We start from the raw sequence: 14,765 nt of genomic DNA on the forward strand, positions 1-14,765 counted from the left end.
ACTGCAGCTACCGGCTCGCCGGGACGAGCGGTCCGTTTGACAACCATCCTGCCGTGCAAATGGCGATGCGCCACCCGGAAGGTTACACGGGCGGGAGGCCCGCCTGCACGCGCCTGGGCGCTCGCCACGGCGTGGGCCTGACCACACCCGTGTCTGTCGGGCGAGGCATGATGACCAGGTGCGGCGTCGTGGCCGCGCAGAGGTCGACCGGACACAGGAGAGACGATGGCCAACCCTGAGCCGGGCGCTGCAGGCGCCCTCGCCGTGCACGCCGCCGACGCGCACGACGTGATCCGCGTGCGGGGCGCGCGCGAGAACAACCTGAAGGACGTCAGCCTCGAGATCCCGAAACGTCGACTGACCGTGTTCACGGGCGTCTCCGGCTCGGGCAAGAGCTCGCTCGTCTTCGCGACGATCGCTGCGGAGTCGCAGCGCATGATCAACGAGACGTACAGCGCCTTCCTCCAGGGGTTCATGCCGACCGTGGGGCGCCCCGAGGTCGACGTCCTCGAGGGCCTCACGACCGCGATCATCGTCGACCAGGAGCGGCTGGGTGCGAACCCTCGTTCGACCGTCGGCACGGTCACCGACGTCAATGCGATGCTGCGCATCCTGTTCAGCCGGCTGGGCGACCCGCACATCGGTCCGCCGAACGCCTACTCGTTCAACGTGCCGTCGGTGCACGCGAGCGGCGCCATCACGGTCGAGCGCGGTGGGCGGACGAAGGCCGAGAAGGCCACGTTCGACCAGCTCGGCGGCATGTGCCCCCGGTGCGAGGGCATGGGAAAGGTCAACGACTTCGACCTGAGCGCGCTGTACGACGACGGTCTCTCCTTGAGCGAAGGCGCGCTGACCATCCCGGGCTACTCGATGGACGGCTGGTACGGGCGGATCTATCGCGCCTCGGGCTTCTTCGACCCCGACAAGCCGATCCGCGACTTCACGAAGCGCGAGCTGCACGACCTGCTCTACAAGGAGCCGACCAAGATCAAGGTCGACGGCATCAACGTGACGTTCGAGGGGCTCGTCCCGAAGATCCAGAAGTCCTTCCTCTCCAAGGATCGCGAGGCGATGCAGCCGCACATCCGCGCGTTCGTGGACCGCGCGGTGACGTTCACGGTCTGCCCGGAGTGCGAGGGGACGAGGATCAGCCCGGAGGCGCGCTCCTCACGCATCGCCGGCAAGAACATCGCCGACCTGTGCGCGATGCAGATCAGCGACCTCGCCGAGTGGGTCGCTGATCTCGACGAGCCCGCGGTCGCTCCGCTGCTCACGGCGCTGCGCGACACGCTCGGGCACTTCGTCGAGATCGGGCTCGGCTACCTGTCCCTCGACCGGCCGTCCGGGTCCCTCTCCGGTGGTGAGGCGCAGCGGACGAAGCTGATCCGCCATCTCGGCTCGGCGCTCACCGACGTCACGTACGTCTTCGACGAGCCCAGCATCGGTCTGCACCCGCACGACATCGCACGGATGAACCAGCTGCTCCTGCGTCTGCGCGACAAGGGCAACACCGTCCTCGTCGTCGAGCACAAGCCGGAGGTCATCGCGATCGCCGACCACGTCGTCGACCTCGGACCCGGTGCCGGCACCAAGGGTGGCGAGATCTGTTTCGAGGGCACGGTCGAGGGTCTGCGGGGGAGCGGCACGCTCACCGGACGGCACCTCGACGACCGGGCGCGCCTCAAGGACGCGCTGCGCTCGCCGTCCGGGAGTCTCGAGATCCGCGGAGCGAACGCCAACAACCTCGTCGACGTCGATGTCGACATCCCGCTGGGGGTGCTCACGGTGATCACGGGTGTCGCCGGCTCGGGAAAGAGCTCTCTCGTGCACACGTCGATGCCGAGGGACGCGGGCGTCGTGTCGGTGGACCAGAGCGCGATCAAGGGGTCGCGGCGCAGCAACCCTGCGACCTACACCGGACTGCTCGAGCCGATCCGCAAGGCGTTCGCGAAGGCGAACGGCGTGAAGCCCGCGCTGTTCAGCGCCAACTCCGAGGGTGCGTGCCCGGCGTGCAACGGCGCCGGCGTCATCTACACGGACCTCGGCATGATGTCGGGTGTCTCGAGCACATGCGACGCGTGCGAGGGCAAGCGGTTCCAACCTGGGGTCCTGGAGTACCGGCTGGGCGGTCTCGACATCTCCGAGGTGCTCGCGTTGCCCGCGGAGCGGGCGGTGACGTTCTTCGCGGAGGGGGAGTCGCGTGTCCCGGCAGCGCACAAGATCCTTGAGCGTCTCGTCGACGTCGGCCTCGGTTATGTCAGTCTCGGTCAGCCGCTCACGACGCTCTCCGGAGGTGAGCGTCAGCGCCTCAAGCTCGCGACGCACATGGGGGAGAAGGGCGGCGTCTACATCCTCGACGAGCCGACGACAGGCCTGCACCTCGCCGACGTCGAGAACCTGCTCGGCCTGCTCGACCGCCTCGTCGACGCCGGCAAGTCGGTGATCGTGATCGAGCACCACCAGGCTGTCATGGCGCACGCCGACTGGATCATCGACCTCGGTCCGGGCGCTGGCCACGAGGGTGGCCGCATCGTGTTCCAGGGCACGCCGGCTGACCTCGTCACCGACCGGTCGACCCTCACGGGGCAGCACCTCGCGGAGTACGTCGGCGCCTGACCTGATCACCGGCCCCGGGGTCCGCGTGAGGGCGTCGCGCCAGGCGCGGCCGGTACGCGAGCCCGCTGGCGCATGGAGCGCGGCCGGTACGCGAGCTGGCCGTGCACTGGACAGCACGCGCCCGGGTGTTGCCGGGATGTGGGATCAGTGCGTCAGCCGCTTCGCATACCAGCGGTCGGAGTATGGCTCGTCGTTGAACGGCTCGACGCGGCGATAGCCGATGCTCTCGTAGAGCGCGCACGCCTCGACGAGGTCGCTGCGCGTGTCGAGACGCACGGTCCGCAGCCCGCGCTCGGCGAACATCTGTTCGAGCGTGGCCACGAGCCGCCTCGCCAACCCCGAGCCTCGTGCAGACGCGGTGGTGAACACCTTGGTGAGCTCGGCCGTGTCGTCGACGAACCGCGCGCCCGCGCATGCGACGGGCTCGCCGTCGCGCAGGGCCACGAGCAGGACGCCCGACGGGCCGGCCAGGTCGTCGAACGGTTCGTCCAGCAGCGCCTTGTCGATCTCTGCGGTCGTCGCAGGTCGTCCGTAGTAACGAGACGCGACGTCGGCCATGTAGGCGCGCACGATCTGAGCGGCGACTGGAGAGCTCGGGTCGACGACCTCGATGGTAGTCACGGGTCGTGAGCCTAGCGGGCGGCGTCGTCGAGGCGTGCGGCGCCGCGGCGACGGGCGTCTGCAACGCGGCACCCGACTGCACGACGGTCGCGGGCGCCGCCTCGCGTGCTGGCGACGTGACGAGCGATCGCCGCGCAGGGGGTCGTGTCCCGCAGGTGGCGGTTGCGGGCCGTCAGAGCCTCGAGTCAGCACTTCCCTAGTTACCGATAAGGTACATTATGTCAATCCGGCGGTCGGGATTGGACTGCGTGCCCCCCTCCGTCCGCCCGCTCGTCATACGCCGTTCTCGCCGCCTCGACCGCAGGAAGGTGGGTCGTCGTCCATGCGAGCAGCGCTTCGACAGGCTCCCGCATCGTCTTGCCGAGCGGCGTGATCCTGTATGTGACGCTCACGGGGCGCCTGTCACCGACGATCCGTTCCACCATGCCGTTCCGCTCGAGGCGTCGCAGCGTCGCGGACAGCGACTTGGCGGTCACTGCGGGTATCGCGCTGCGCAGCTCGTTGAAGCGCGACGGACGGTCGCAGAGCTCCTCCATGACGAGCAAGGACCACTTGTCCAGGACCTGATCGAGCAGCTCGCGGTGCGACGCACTGACGCGCAGCGGGCCCGGCTGTGTCTGCGTGGTTTCCTTCATGAAACCTAGTCTCGTTGAAGTGCCCTCCGGACACCAGATATCACTTGGATATCTACTCGCTTCCCAGGAGGACACATGGCAGTCCAGATGATCGACCCCGCAGGCCTCGAGCTCGCGGTCCCCTACCGGCACGTGGCTGTCGGCACGGGCGCGCGCCAGGTGCACGTCGCCGGACAGGTGGGCGCCGGCTCGCCGGATGCGCCCGGCTCGTTCGCCGACCAGGTCGCCGAGGCGCTGCGCAACGTCGGGCAGGCCCTCGCCGCTGCGGGCGCCACGTTCGGCGACGTCGTTCGCCTCACGTTCTACGTGACCGGATGGACCGGCTCGGAGCGGCTGCCCGAGCTTCTCGACGGCGTCGCTCGTGTCCGCGGCGAGCTGGCGATCCCCGATCCGCTGCCCCCGGCGTCGCTCATCGGTGTCGCGGCGCTCTTCGAGCCGCACATGCTCGTCGAGATCGAGGCGACAGCGGTCCTCGACTGACAGGATCCTGGATGTCGCGGTCGGGGCAATGCGGTTATGTTTGCAGCGTGCCCCGCCCCCGACTCCCCCGCGCCGTCGTACGAGCAGGCGCGCTCACCGTCGCCGCCCCCTTCGCCGTCGCCGCCGCGCTCATCGTCACGGACGCAGTCAAGAAGTACCGGCGCGACACGACAGAGGTGAAGTTCCCTCATCTGCCACCGCTCGACGGCGAGGTCGCCGGCACGCGCACGCGACTCTTCACGTATGGCGAGGATCTGTACGCGGACATGCTCGCGGCCATCCGCGGCGCGCAGCACACGATCATGCTCGAGTCGTACATCTGGAAGGGTGATGCGATCGGTGCGGAGTTCAAGGACGCGCTCATCGAGGCAGCCGACCGCGGGGTCAGCGTCTACGTGATCTTCGACGGTTTCGCCAACCTCGTCGTGCCGCGTGAGTTCCTCCAGTTCCCCGAGCGCGTCCACGTGCTTCGCTACCCCGCGTTCCGGCCCGGCCTCCTCACGCTCAACGTGCGCCACTCCGGCCGCGACCACCGCAAGATCCTGGTCGTCGATGACGAGATCGGGTTCGTCGGCGGCTACAACATCGGCTCGCTCTACGCGACGGACTGGCGCGACACCCACCTGCGTCTCGAGGGCCCCGCCGTGTGGGATCTGCGCAACGCGTTCGTGGACTTCTGGAACAGCACGCGCCGCTCGCACCTTCCGGTGCTGCCGGACCCGGGCTCGGATCTTTGGGAGCCGCACATCCGCCCCGCCCGCAACGCGCCGGGGCACCTGCTCTTCCCGATCCGCGGCATCTACCTGCAGGCGATCGACCGGGCGCAGAGCCACATCTACATCACGCAGGCGTACTTCATCCCGGACCACGAGATCCTCGACGCGCTCCTCGCGGCGGCGCGCCGGGGCGTCGATGTGCGGGTCATCGTCCCGGAGAACTCGAACCACGTCGTCACCGACTGGCTGTCACGCGGGTTCTACTCGAGCCTGCTCGCGGGCGGTGTGACCATCTGGCTGTTCCAGGACGCGATGGTGCACGCGAAGACCGCGACGATCGACGGCGTGTGGACCACGATCGGCACGGCCAACATCGACCGTCTCAGCCTCTCGGGCAACTACGAGATCAACATGGAGATCTACGACGAGGGGCTCGCTGCGCAGATGGAGCGGGTCTTCGAGTCGGACCTGAGCAACTGCCGCGAGCTCACGGCTGAGGAGTGGGAGGAGCGCGGGCGCGTCGCGCGGATCAGCGAGCGGGTGCTCGCTCCCCTGCGGCCTCTGATGTGACGCGCGTGCTCCCCTAGAAGCCCGCTCCCCTGTCGTGCGCGACAGGGATCGTCCGCGGCTCCTCACGGGCGGAAGTCGGCTCTCGGTCGCCGGACCAGCTCGAAGAGGTCTCAGCGCGCCTCTCGGCGATCGGGGTCGGCCCGGACGACGTCCGCGATCTCCTCCTCGGGGCGAGGCGGCACTGTCTCGTCAGCCTCGATGACGGGCACCTCGGCGAACTCGGGGTGCGCAGCCAGCTCGGCCGCAGCGACGTCTGCGGGGTCGGTTGTCTCGGCCATGCTGGCCTCCCGGCTAGATCATCCAGCGGAACGTGCGCGACGGCGAGCGGCGAGCTCGTCCGTCGGGGTGCTGGCCGACTCCTCGTCGCCCAGACGTTCGGTCGGGAGCTCGGCGAGGGACCCCTCGACCTCGCGCCACACGCGCCCGACAGCGATGCCGAACACGCCCTGGCCGCCCTGGACCAGGTCGATCACCTCGTCCGCGCTCGTGCACTCGTAGACGCTCGCACCGTCGCTCATGAGCGTGATCTGGGCGAGGTCGTCGACACCGCGCTCACGCAGGTGCGAGACCGCCGTGCGGATCTGCTGGAGCGAGACGCCCGTGTCGAGGAGGCGCTTGACCACCTTGAGCACGAGGATGTCGCGGAAGCTGTAGAGACGGTGCGTCCCGGAGCCGTTCGCGGGGCGGACGGTCGGCTCGACGAGACCGGTACGTGCCCAGTAGTCGAGCTGGCGGTACGTGATGCCCGCGGCGCGGCACGCCGTGGGGCCGCGGTAGCCCGTGGCTGCGTCCTGCTCCGTGAGATCATCGCCGAAGAGCAGCCCCTGGGAGGCGGCTGCTGCCCGCGCCGCCGGCTGCTCGCCGGTCTCGCTCGTGGTGCTCACGCCAGCCTCCTGTTTGACCTGCACGGCCGCTTCGGCCCTGTCTCTGATGGCTACGCTACGGGCCACCTCTGACAGCGTCAACGACCACGGCGTCAAGCGCTCCCGGCGTGTCGCGAGACGTGTCTCACGTTCAACTTGAGGTTGAGGGTTCGCCCTCTGCGGCGTCGCCGCAGCGCCTGTGCCTGCTCAGTCGTGCTCCGAGAGCGCCTGCCGCAGGAGCGCTGCGTGAAGCTGGATGAACGACTCCCCCAGCTCGACCGCGGTCGCGTCAGCACGCGCGCGCGCCGACGGCGTGCCCTGCGCTCGCACCGGCGCCACGACCTGCTCCGCGAGAGCGAGCTCCCGGTCCGCCGCAGAGCGCAGCGCGCGCAGGTGCCGAGCCCCGATGCCGTGCTGGTGCAGGGCGGCCGCGTGCACGACGATCTGCTGCGCCCACGAGTCGAACCTCCCGCGTGCGTCCGCGCGGATGATCCCGGCCTCCAGGAGCTCCTCGACGAGGCTGACCTCGACGCCAGCCTCCGCGGCGAGCGTCGCCGCCGTCAGACGGTCCGCAGGGCGCAGGTCTGCTCGCTCGCCGTCCGAGGCGGCAAGGCGCGGCGAGACGGGAGCGGGCTCGTAGAGCCCTGCATCCATCTCGGCGAGGCGGTCCTTGATCACCTTGAGAGGCAGGTAGTGGTCGCGCTGCTGGCCCAGCACGAAGCGCAGCCGCTCGACGTGCGCGGGCGAGTACTGACGGTAGCCGGCGGGCGTCCGCACCGGCTCCACGAGCCCCTGGTCCTCGAGGAAGCGGAGCTTCGAGCTCGTCAGTGCAGGGAACTCGGGCCGCAGCGCCGCGAGCACGTCCGAGATCCGCATCGACGCACGCGTCGAGACACCAGCAGGCCAGGTCTCGACGAGCTGCGGGAGGGTCGAGCCTGCGCCGTCCTCGGCGGGCGTCGCCTGCGGGTGGGCCGGGCTCACTGGCCGCTTCCCGCAGCGCGCTGGCTCGGGAAGAAGACCATGCGGAACTTGCCGATCTGGACCTCGTCGCCCGCACGGAGCACTGCGGCGTCGACCCGCTCCCGGTTGACGTAGGTGCCGTTGAGGGAGCCCGAGTCGCGGACCGAGAACTCGCCGCCGGCGCGCTCGAAGGACGCGTGCTTGCGGGAGACGGTGACGTCGTCGAGGAAGATGTCCGACCGCTCGGACCGGCCGACGAGGATGCGGTCGGCGTCCAGCAGGAACCGGGCACCGGCGCCGGGCCCGCGCTGGACGATGAGAAGAGCACAGTCAGCGGGAAGCGCGGCGATGGCCGCCTTGTCCTCGGTGCCCAGCCCAGCGACGGCGTCGCTCGGGACGCCCACGGGGGCGCCCTCGCGTGGCACGGCGCCGAAGACGACGGTCGCCTCGATCCCCGACGGGGGCTCGACCGAGCCGCCGGGAACCTGTTCGTGCGTACCGTCAGTCATGCACCCTCCTCGGCCTTGGCTGCGCACGTGCGCAGCCACTCACACATCGGTCGACCTGCACCTCCACTTTATGCATGATCCGGCGTGGAGCCATAGCGGTAGCGCCCGGACCGGCGTCGGGACCGTCACGAGGGAGGCGTCACCGGCGTCGCGAATCGCTGGGCCGGAGGCTCGCGCACCGCGTCGATCCGCACCTCGCCGTCCGCGGTGACGGTTCCCCGGCCGCCCGCGTTGCGCACGGACGCCATCGCACCGCCGGGGATCTCGAGCGCGGGCGTGAGCGTGTCGGCGGATCCGATGACGTTCCAGACGTACGGGGACGTCAGGAGCGTGCCGTCCAGCACGAGCCCCTGCGGGGTGTCCGTGAACGCCGAGGACGCGACGATGCGGACGCCGTTGAGCTCGATCACCTCGGCGCCCGCGTTGCGCAGCTCCTGCAGGACGGACAGCATCGTCGTCGCCGGCAGGACGGTGTCACCCTCGTCGATCCGCACGATGATCCCCGGGCCCTCCGCCGGCAGGCGGCCCGAGAGGATGCCCTGCACCTCCGCGCGCTCGAGCGCGACCTCGACGGCCGCGGCGCGGTCGTCGGTGCTGCTGCGGAGCTCGGCGAGCTGTCCGCGCAGCGTCTGCGCCTGCTGCTCGAGGTCCTCGCCGCGCCGCGTGACCTCGTCGAGGATGCGGACGAGCTCGTTCTGCCGCAGGCCCGCGAGAGAGCTGCGCTCGTCGGCCGTGAGCTGGACGGCGAGAGCGAAGCCGAGCAGCCCGCAGAGCAGTGCCGCGACGAGCTGCGAGATGGTGAGGCGCGGGCGCAGCGCCCTCCCGAGGGTCTGCCAGGCCGACGGCGGTGCCGGCGGGGCTGCCTCGTGGCGTCCGTGCCCCGGCGCCGGAGGTGCTGCGGGCGCTGCCGGTGTGCTGACGGGCGCGACGTGCCCGTCCGGTGCGTGCTGCTCCATGTCCGGGCCCGCCGCGTCGGCCGACAGGGGCTCGGCGGCCGCCTTGGCGACGTCGCCCTGCTGGTCCTGGGCGCGGTCGGGCTGCACGGTGGCGGCCTCCTCGGGGCTGGACCCGTCCCCGGGCCTCTCGGGCGCGGTCATGCCTTGAACAGGTGGCGGCGGATCGCGGCCGCGTTCGAGAAGATCCGGATGCCCAGGACGACGACGACCCCCGTCGACAGCTGGTTCCCGACACCGAGCTGGTCGCCGAGGAAGACGATGAGTGCCGCGACGACGACGTTCGACAGGAACGAGACCACGAAGACCTTGTCGTCGAAGATGCCGTCGAGCAGTGCGCGCAGGCCACCGAAGATGGCGTCGAGCGCCGCGACGACGGCGATCGGGAGGTACGGCTGCAGCGCGACCGGTACGTCAGGCTGGAAGAACACTCCCAGCAGGGCACCGATCAGCAGGCCGATGACAGCGATCACGAGTTGGGCTCCTTCGTCGGGCTCACCGAGGGACTCCCCCGGTGCTCATGGCGGTGCGTGTGTCCTCGGTGAGCGTGACCTCACCGCTGTCGCCGTCGGCAGAAGCGCCGCGGCGCGCGTTGAGGAGGTCCGGGGTTCGCCCGGCTCGCAGCGTGACCTCGTCCTCCTGCGACACGGACGACGTGATCCCGTACCGCGAACCGAGCACGATCATGTGCTCCTGGCCGAGCGAACGGGCGAAGTAGGCAGGTAGGGTCTTCGGGTCGCCGACGGCCTCGATCGTGTACGGGTGGGACAGACCGATCAGGTCGACCAGGATCGCCTCGCCCGCGCTGCGGATCGCGCTCGTGCTCGTCAGGCGGTGACCGTTGACCGCGACCGCCTCCGCGCCTGAGGCCCAGAGCGCGTTGACGACGACCTGGATGTCGTAGTCCTGGACGCGTGCGGCGTCGTCCGTCTCGCCGAGGAGCGGGACGGCGTCGTTCAGCTTGATGACGAGCCCGGGCCCCGTGACGGCGGTCGTGCCGGCGGCGGCTCCGTCGCGCAGGGCCGCCTCGAGGAGCACGGGGTACTGCTCCCCCAGCGCGTCGCTCTGCAACGACTCGATCTCGGCGGTGGTCTGCTGGACGGCATCGACGAGGGCGTCGACGGCCGCGCGGCGCTCGACGATCTGGTCCTCGAGGATCGCGGTCGACGAGAGGACGCCGTCACCGGGGGTGCGCAGCGCCTCGGCCGCGGCAGCGGTGCCGCCACCGAGCACGACGGCGGCCACGAGCAGGAGGCCGAGGCGGACGGGTCCCCTCCGGGGCGCGGTGCCGGCGGCGCGCCGAGCAGCGGCCTCGGCGTACCCAGGATCGAGGGGGCGGCGCATGACCTCGTCGAGGAGCACCATCGACGCGTCGGGGCGTGGCCGGGAGACGTTCGTGCTCGTGGACACGTTGCCTCCCCCGTGCTCGCCCCGGGGCGTCTCCACCGGGCGGCGCAGCGCTCGTCACGCGCCGCGACGCCTGCCATCCTATGGGGGCGTGCCCTGGTCACGCACACACGTCCGACAGGGAGGTCCGCGCATGATCGAGGTGCTCACCGGCACGAGCCTCGCCGCCGCTGCGGGGCTCAACGCCTATCTCCCGCTGCTGGGCATCGGGCTGCTCGCCCGGTTCACGGACCTCGTGACACTTCCGGACGCGTGGGCGTGGCTCACGGACGAGCGGCTCCTCGTCGTCGTCGCTGTGCTCCTCGTGGTCGAGATGGTCGCCGACAAGGTGCCTGCGGTCGACTCGATCAACGACGTCCTGCAGACCGCGGTGCGCCCGGCCTCGGGCGGGATGGTCTTCGCAGCGGGCACGACGTCGCAGACCCTCCAGGTGGACGACCCGTCCGCGTTCTTCGCGGACAACGCGTGGGTGCCGGTCGCTGTCGGCGTGGGCGTCGCGCTCGTCGTGCACCTGCTCAAGGCCGCCGTGCGGCCCGTCGCCAACACGATGACGGCGGGTCTCGCCGCCCCCGTCCTGTCCGCAGCCGAGGACGCCGGCGCGGTCGCCCTCACGATCGCCGCCGTCGTCGTCCCTGTGCTGGCCGCGATCGGCGCCGTCACCGTCGTGGCGCTCCTCGTCCGGCGGCTGCGCCGGCGGCGGGACGACCGGGCGCGCAGGCGCGTCGCAGCCGCCGAGGCCTAGCACGTGGCGCACCTCACCGGCCTCGCTCCCGGACAGGGGCGCGTCCGGACGGTATGCTCGTGGAGTCACCTTGGAGTGTGTCGCGCGTCCCGCGTGTGATCTCGAGACAGAGATCGATTCTTGTGGCCCGGTCGGGCTGGGGTTTTCGGGATTGCGACCGTACGGGTCAAGAAGTCCCGTGCACCGGCTCCGAACAACCTCAAGAAACTGGGTTCCCCCACGCATGACGTCTTCTGACATCAGCGCGCCCTCGCGCGCCCGCAACACCTCCGACGCCGTTCTCGAGACGGCCGTCACCGACTCCCCCCGCTTCGACGAGCTCGGTCTCCCCGAGCCCCTCATGGCCGCCGTCCGCGACCTCGGCTTCACGACCCCCTCCGCGATCCAGGTGCAGGCGATCCCCGCACTCCTCTCCGGTCGCGACATCACGGGCGTCGCCCAGACCGGCACCGGCAAGACGGCCGCGTTCGGCCTCCCGATGCTCGCGAGCATCGACCCGACGCTCCGCGCCACGCAGGCCCTCGTGCTCGCCCCGACGCGTGAGCTCGCCATGCAGGTGGCCGACGCCGTGCGTTCGTTCGCGTCGCACCTCCCCCACATCGAGGTCGTCCCGGTCTACGGCGGCGCCCCCTACGTCCCGCAGCAGCGCGCGCTCGAGCGCGGTGCCCAGATCGTCGTCGGCACACCCGGCCGCGTGATCGACCACATGGAGCGCGGCGCGCTCAAGATGGCCGACGTGCGCTTCCTCGTCCTCGACGAGGCCGACGAGATGCTCCGCATGGGCTTCGCCGAGGACGTCGACAAGGTCTTCGCGCAGGCGCCGGCCGAGCGCCAGGTCGCGCTCTTCTCGGCGACGATGCCCCCGCAGATCCGCCGCGTCGCGACCGAGCACCTCACGTCGCCCGTCGAGATCACCGTCGCCCGCCAGTCCTCGACGGTCACGTCCGTCGAGCAGAGCTACGCCGTCGTGCCGTTCCGGCACAAGACGGGTGCGCTCACGCGCATCCTCGCGACGTCCGACGCCGACGCGGCGATCGTCTTCTGCCGCACCCGCGGCGCGGCCGAGGAGGTCGGCTCGGCTCTCGTCGAGCGTGGCATCTCCGCCGCGACCATCTCGGGTGACGTCGCGCAGAAGGAGCGCGAGAAGATCGTCGAGCGCCTCCGTTCCGGCGCTCTCGACGTGCTCGTCGCGACGGACGTCGCGGCCCGCGGCCTCGACGTCGACCGCATCGGTCTCGTCGTCAACTTCGACCTCCCGGGCGAGCCCGAGGCGTACGTGCACCGCATCGGCCGTACGGGCCGCGCCGGCCGCACGGGCAAGGCGATCAGCTTCGTCACGCCGTCGGAGCGCAACCGCCTGAAGTTCATCGAGCGCACGATCCGCACGCAGCTCACGCTGACCGAGGTCCCGACGCCGGCCGACGTCTCCGCGCACGGCGCTCGCAAGCTTCTCGGTCAGATCGCCGAGCGCCGCGAGTCCGGTCGCCTCGACCTCTACCGCGGTCTCGTCAACGAGTTCCTCGCGAGCAACGAGGGCGTCGTCGACGCCGCCGAGCTCGCCGCAGTCATGCTCGCCCTGCACGTCGGCGACGACGGCCCCCGCGCCCACGCGGAGCAGGTCGCGGCCGAGGAGGAGCGCGCCGAGGCGAAGCGCCTCGCCGAGCGCGGTGCTCGCCGTCCGGGTCGTTTCGACGACGAGGGCGGCCGTCGCGACCAGCGTGACGGTGAGCGTCGTCCGCGTCGTGAGCACGGCCCGCGCGACGCGCAGGGCACGCGCTACCGCCTCGCGGTCGGTTTCAACCACGGCGTGCAGCCCGGCGGCATCGTCGGTGCGCTGACGAACGAGGGTGGGCTCGAGGGCAAGGACCTCGGCAAGATCGACATCTTCCCGAGCTTCTCCCTCGTCGACATCATCACGCCGCTCGACGCCAGCACGATCGACCGCATCTCGCGTGCCCGCGTCGGCGGCCGCATGCTGCGCATCACGATCGACCAGGGCCCCGGTGGCCGTGGACCGCGCCCCGAGCGTTCGCACGAGCGCAGCTACGACGGTGCGCCGAGCGCCCGCCGCGACTCGGGTCGGGACTCTGGCTGGAGCAGCCGCCGCGACGCGGCGCCGGCCGGGCGTCGTGAGGGTGGCTACCGTGACTCCGCTCGTCGCGACGACCGCAGCTTCGACGGGCCGCGCAAGCCGCGCACCCGCGGCTGACGCCTAGCAGAGAAGCACGAGGGCGGGGGCCGGGCACGATGTGCCTGGCCCCCGCCCTCGTGCTCTCTGTGCGCCCGGTCGCTGTCGCGGTGCGCCCCGTCGCTGTCGCGGCCTGCACCCCGTTGCTGCGACCGCCCGGTCGGGCCCGCTCAGGAGTGCCGTGTCAGCGGACTCCCCCGCCTCCCGCGATCACGAGCGCGGCAAGACGCTGAGACTCGCGGTGGGCGTATGCGCCGTCAGCCGACTGGATCGCCATCACGGCGAGGGTGCGGCCGTCCACGAGGTCGAGCGTGACCCACGGCTCCCCCGCCCCGAAACGCACGCCCTCGATCCGGTCCCAGCTGAGCGTCGTGGTACGCACGAGGTTCCGGACCCGGATCCCCTGCGGGTCGACGAGCGCGAACACCGTCGCGTGCCGCAGCACGAGGAGGACGGACAGCGCGACGAGCGCGACCATGGCAGCCGTGTTCAGCGGGTCGTACCAGGGCCCCTGGGCGCCTGGCGATGCGTACAGCAGCGCGATGCCCCCGAGCACGAGCACCGCGGCGATCGCCCTCCCGACGATTCGCGTCATGCGCGGGCGGAAGGGGGCGTAGGGCGACGTCGCCGCGGGCTCGTTCGTCACAGGCGCGACGCGTGGATCGACGTGACGATGATCGCGCGGGCGCCCGTGTCGTACAGGTCGTCCATGACGCGGTTGGTGTGCTTGCGCGGGACCATCGCGCGGACGGCGGCCCACTCGCGGTCGTGCAGCGGCGAGACCGTCGGCGACTCGAGGCCCGGCGTGATCGCCACCGCGGCGTCGACGAGCGCGAGCGGGATGTCGTAGTCCATGAGGACGTACTCGCGGGCCGTCAGGACACCCTGGAGGCGACGGGTCAACGTGTCGACGCCCGCGGCGTCGACCCCGTGGCGCTTGATGAGCACCGCCTCGGAGCGCAGGATCGGCTCTCCGAAGACCTCGAGGCCGGCCGCGCGCAACGTCGTGCCCGTCTCGACGACATCGGCGATCAGGTCGGCGACGCCGAGCTTGACCGAGCTCTCGACCGCGCCGTCGAGGTGCACGATGCCGGCAGGCTCGACGCCCTTCTCCGCGAGGTAGCTCGCGACGAGGACGTTGTACGACGTCGCGATGCGCTTGCCCGCGATGTCCTCCAGGGAGGACGCGGTGCCCGCGGGCGCGGCGAAGCGGAACGTCGAGCCGGCGAAACCGAGAGCGAGGTGCTCGTCGGCCTGAGCGCCGGAGTCGAGCAGGAGGTCACGGCCCGTGATGCCGACGTCGACGGTCCCGGAACCCACGTAGACCGCGACGTCGCGCGGGCGCAGGAAGAAGAACTCGACGTCGTTCTCGGGGTCGGCGAGCACGAGCTCGCGGGAGTCGCGGCGCTGACGGTAGCCAGCCTCGCGGAGCATGTCGGTGGCGGGCTCGGACAGGGATCCCTTGTTGGGGACGGCGATACGGAGCACGAGGGCAGTTCCTTCGG

At 71.0% G+C, this 14,765-nt stretch carries 16 protein-coding genes; 5 read left to right on the forward strand and 11 right to left on the reverse strand.

Features of this window, described 5'->3' with window-relative positions; all coding sequences use genetic code 11:
• Nucleotides 1-225 precede the first annotated feature (225 nt).
• The gene (locus tag ATL41_RS01430; protein ID WP_098456876.1) at nt 226-2,616 is read left to right on the forward strand and encodes an ATP-binding cassette domain-containing protein; all 2,391 of its coding nucleotides are present in this window, start codon (nt 226-228) and stop codon (nt 2,614-2,616) included.
• Between the two features lie 144 nt (nt 2,617-2,760).
• Here the strand turns inward: ATL41_RS01430 and ATL41_RS01435 are convergent, their stop codons facing one another.
• Entirely contained in the window at nt 2,761-3,237 is a 477-nt protein-coding gene (locus ATL41_RS01435) for a GNAT family N-acetyltransferase (protein WP_245854543.1), read from the reverse strand.
• A gap of 221 nt (nt 3,238-3,458) precedes the next feature.
• The gene (locus ATL41_RS01440; RefSeq protein ID WP_098456877.1) at nt 3,459-3,872 is read right to left on the reverse strand and encodes a winged helix-turn-helix transcriptional regulator; all 414 of its coding nucleotides are present in this window, start codon (nt 3,870-3,872) and stop codon (nt 3,459-3,461) included.
• Nucleotides 3,873-3,947: 75 nt separating this feature from the next.
• Between ATL41_RS01440 and ATL41_RS01445 the strand changes: the two genes are divergently transcribed.
• Both ATL41_RS01445 and ATL41_RS01450 read left to right on the forward strand, forming a co-directional pair.
• Entirely contained in the window at nt 3,948-4,352 is a 405-nt protein-coding gene (locus tag ATL41_RS01445) for a RidA family protein (RefSeq protein WP_098456878.1), read from the forward strand.
• A gap of 47 nt (nt 4,353-4,399) precedes the next feature.
• Entirely contained in the window at nt 4,400-5,638 is a 1,239-nt protein-coding gene (locus tag ATL41_RS01450; protein WP_245854544.1) for a phospholipase D-like domain-containing protein, read from the forward strand.
• Between the two features lie 110 nt (nt 5,639-5,748).
• On the opposite strand, the gene ATL41_RS13120 is transcribed toward ATL41_RS01450, so the two are convergent.
• The 7 genes from ATL41_RS13120 to ATL41_RS01480 form a co-directional block, all read right to left on the reverse strand.
• The gene (locus tag ATL41_RS13120; RefSeq protein WP_169924476.1) at nt 5,749-5,916 is read right to left on the reverse strand and encodes a hypothetical protein; all 168 of its coding nucleotides are present in this window, start codon (nt 5,914-5,916) and stop codon (nt 5,749-5,751) included.
• Nucleotides 5,917-5,934: 18 nt separating this feature from the next.
• The gene (locus ATL41_RS01455) at nt 5,935-6,522 is read right to left on the reverse strand and encodes a MerR family transcriptional regulator (RefSeq protein WP_098456880.1); all 588 of its coding nucleotides are present in this window, start codon (nt 6,520-6,522) and stop codon (nt 5,935-5,937) included.
• Nucleotides 6,523-6,708: 186 nt separating this feature from the next.
• A complete protein-coding gene (ftsR, locus tag ATL41_RS01460; protein ID WP_245854546.1) occupies nt 6,709-7,482 on the reverse strand; it encodes a transcriptional regulator FtsR in 774 nt (257 codons plus the stop codon).
• Nucleotides 7,479-7,970, reverse strand: a complete 492-nt coding sequence (locus tag ATL41_RS01465; RefSeq protein WP_098456881.1) for an FHA domain-containing protein — start codon at nt 7,968-7,970, stop codon at nt 7,479-7,481. The genes ftsR and ATL41_RS01465 overlap by 4 nt, the downstream gene beginning before the upstream one ends.
• A 125-nt stretch (nt 7,971-8,095) precedes the next feature.
• Nucleotides 8,096-9,067 carry a DUF881 domain-containing protein gene (locus tag ATL41_RS01470; protein WP_098456882.1) on the reverse strand — a complete coding sequence of 324 codons (972 nt, stop codon included), beginning with the start codon at nt 9,065-9,067 and terminating at the stop codon, nt 8,096-8,098.
• Nucleotides 9,064-9,396, reverse strand: a complete 333-nt coding sequence (locus ATL41_RS01475; RefSeq protein ID WP_098456883.1) for a small basic family protein — start codon at nt 9,394-9,396, stop codon at nt 9,064-9,066. Before ATL41_RS01475 ends, ATL41_RS01470 begins: the two co-directional genes overlap by 4 nt.
• A gap of 22 nt (nt 9,397-9,418) precedes the next feature.
• Nucleotides 9,419-10,333 carry a DUF881 domain-containing protein gene (locus ATL41_RS01480; protein WP_143556548.1) on the reverse strand — a complete coding sequence of 305 codons (915 nt, stop codon included), beginning with the start codon at nt 10,331-10,333 and terminating at the stop codon, nt 9,419-9,421.
• A gap of 130 nt (nt 10,334-10,463) precedes the next feature.
• Between ATL41_RS01480 and ATL41_RS01485 the strand changes: the two genes are divergently transcribed.
• Both ATL41_RS01485 and ATL41_RS01490 read left to right on the forward strand, forming a co-directional pair.
• The gene (locus ATL41_RS01485; protein WP_098456885.1) at nt 10,464-11,072 is read left to right on the forward strand and encodes a DUF4126 domain-containing protein; all 609 of its coding nucleotides are present in this window, start codon (nt 10,464-10,466) and stop codon (nt 11,070-11,072) included.
• A gap of 223 nt (nt 11,073-11,295) precedes the next feature.
• On the forward strand, nt 11,296-13,281 hold the full coding sequence (locus tag ATL41_RS01490; RefSeq protein WP_098456886.1) for a DEAD/DEAH box helicase: 1,986 nt from the start codon (nt 11,296-11,298) through the stop codon (nt 13,279-13,281).
• A gap of 163 nt (nt 13,282-13,444) precedes the next feature.
• Here ATL41_RS01490 and ATL41_RS01495 read toward each other — a convergent pair whose 3' ends face one another.
• Both ATL41_RS01495 and hisG read right to left on the reverse strand, forming a co-directional pair.
• Nucleotides 13,445-13,855 (reverse strand): PH domain-containing protein, encoded by a 411-nt coding sequence (locus ATL41_RS01495; RefSeq protein WP_098458857.1) that lies wholly within the window; start codon nt 13,853-13,855, stop codon nt 13,445-13,447.
• Nucleotides 13,856-13,902: 47 nt separating this feature from the next.
• Entirely contained in the window at nt 13,903-14,748 is an 846-nt protein-coding gene (gene hisG / locus ATL41_RS01500) for an ATP phosphoribosyltransferase (RefSeq protein ID WP_098456887.1), read from the reverse strand.
• Between the last annotated feature and the right edge of the window lie 17 nt (nt 14,749-14,765).

This window comes from Flavimobilis soli, from assembly GCF_002564025.1.
In the GTDB taxonomy this organism is placed as follows: Bacteria; Actinomycetota; Actinomycetes; order Actinomycetales; family Cellulomonadaceae; genus Flavimobilis; species Flavimobilis soli.

Bases quoted from the DNA above. Each gene is read 5' to 3' on its own strand.
- ATL41_RS01430 (WP_098456876.1), top strand. From the start codon at position 226: ATGGCCAACCCTGAGCCGGGCGCTGCAGGCGCCCTCGCCGTGCACGCC.
- ATL41_RS01440 (WP_098456877.1), bottom strand. From the start codon at position 3,872: ATGAAGGAAACCACGCAGACACAGCCGGGCCCGCTGCGCGTCAGTGCG.
- ATL41_RS01445 (WP_098456878.1), top strand. From the start codon at position 3,948: ATGGCAGTCCAGATGATCGACCCCGCAGGCCTCGAGCTCGCGGTCCCC.
- ATL41_RS13120 (WP_169924476.1), bottom strand. From the start codon at position 5,916: ATGGCCGAGACAACCGACCCCGCAGACGTCGCTGCGGCCGAGCTGGCT.
- ATL41_RS01465 (WP_098456881.1), bottom strand. From the start codon at position 7,970: ATGACTGACGGTACGCACGAACAGGTTCCCGGCGGCTCGGTCGAGCCC.
- ATL41_RS01470 (WP_098456882.1), bottom strand. From the start codon at position 9,067: ATGACCGCGCCCGAGAGGCCCGGGGACGGGTCCAGCCCCGAGGAGGCC.
- ATL41_RS01485 (WP_098456885.1), top strand. From the start codon at position 10,464: ATGATCGAGGTGCTCACCGGCACGAGCCTCGCCGCCGCTGCGGGGCTC.
- ATL41_RS01490 (WP_098456886.1), top strand. From the start codon at position 11,296: ATGACGTCTTCTGACATCAGCGCGCCCTCGCGCGCCCGCAACACCTCC.
- ATL41_RS01495 (WP_098458857.1), bottom strand. From the start codon at position 13,855: ATGACGCGAATCGTCGGGAGGGCGATCGCCGCGGTGCTCGTGCTCGGG.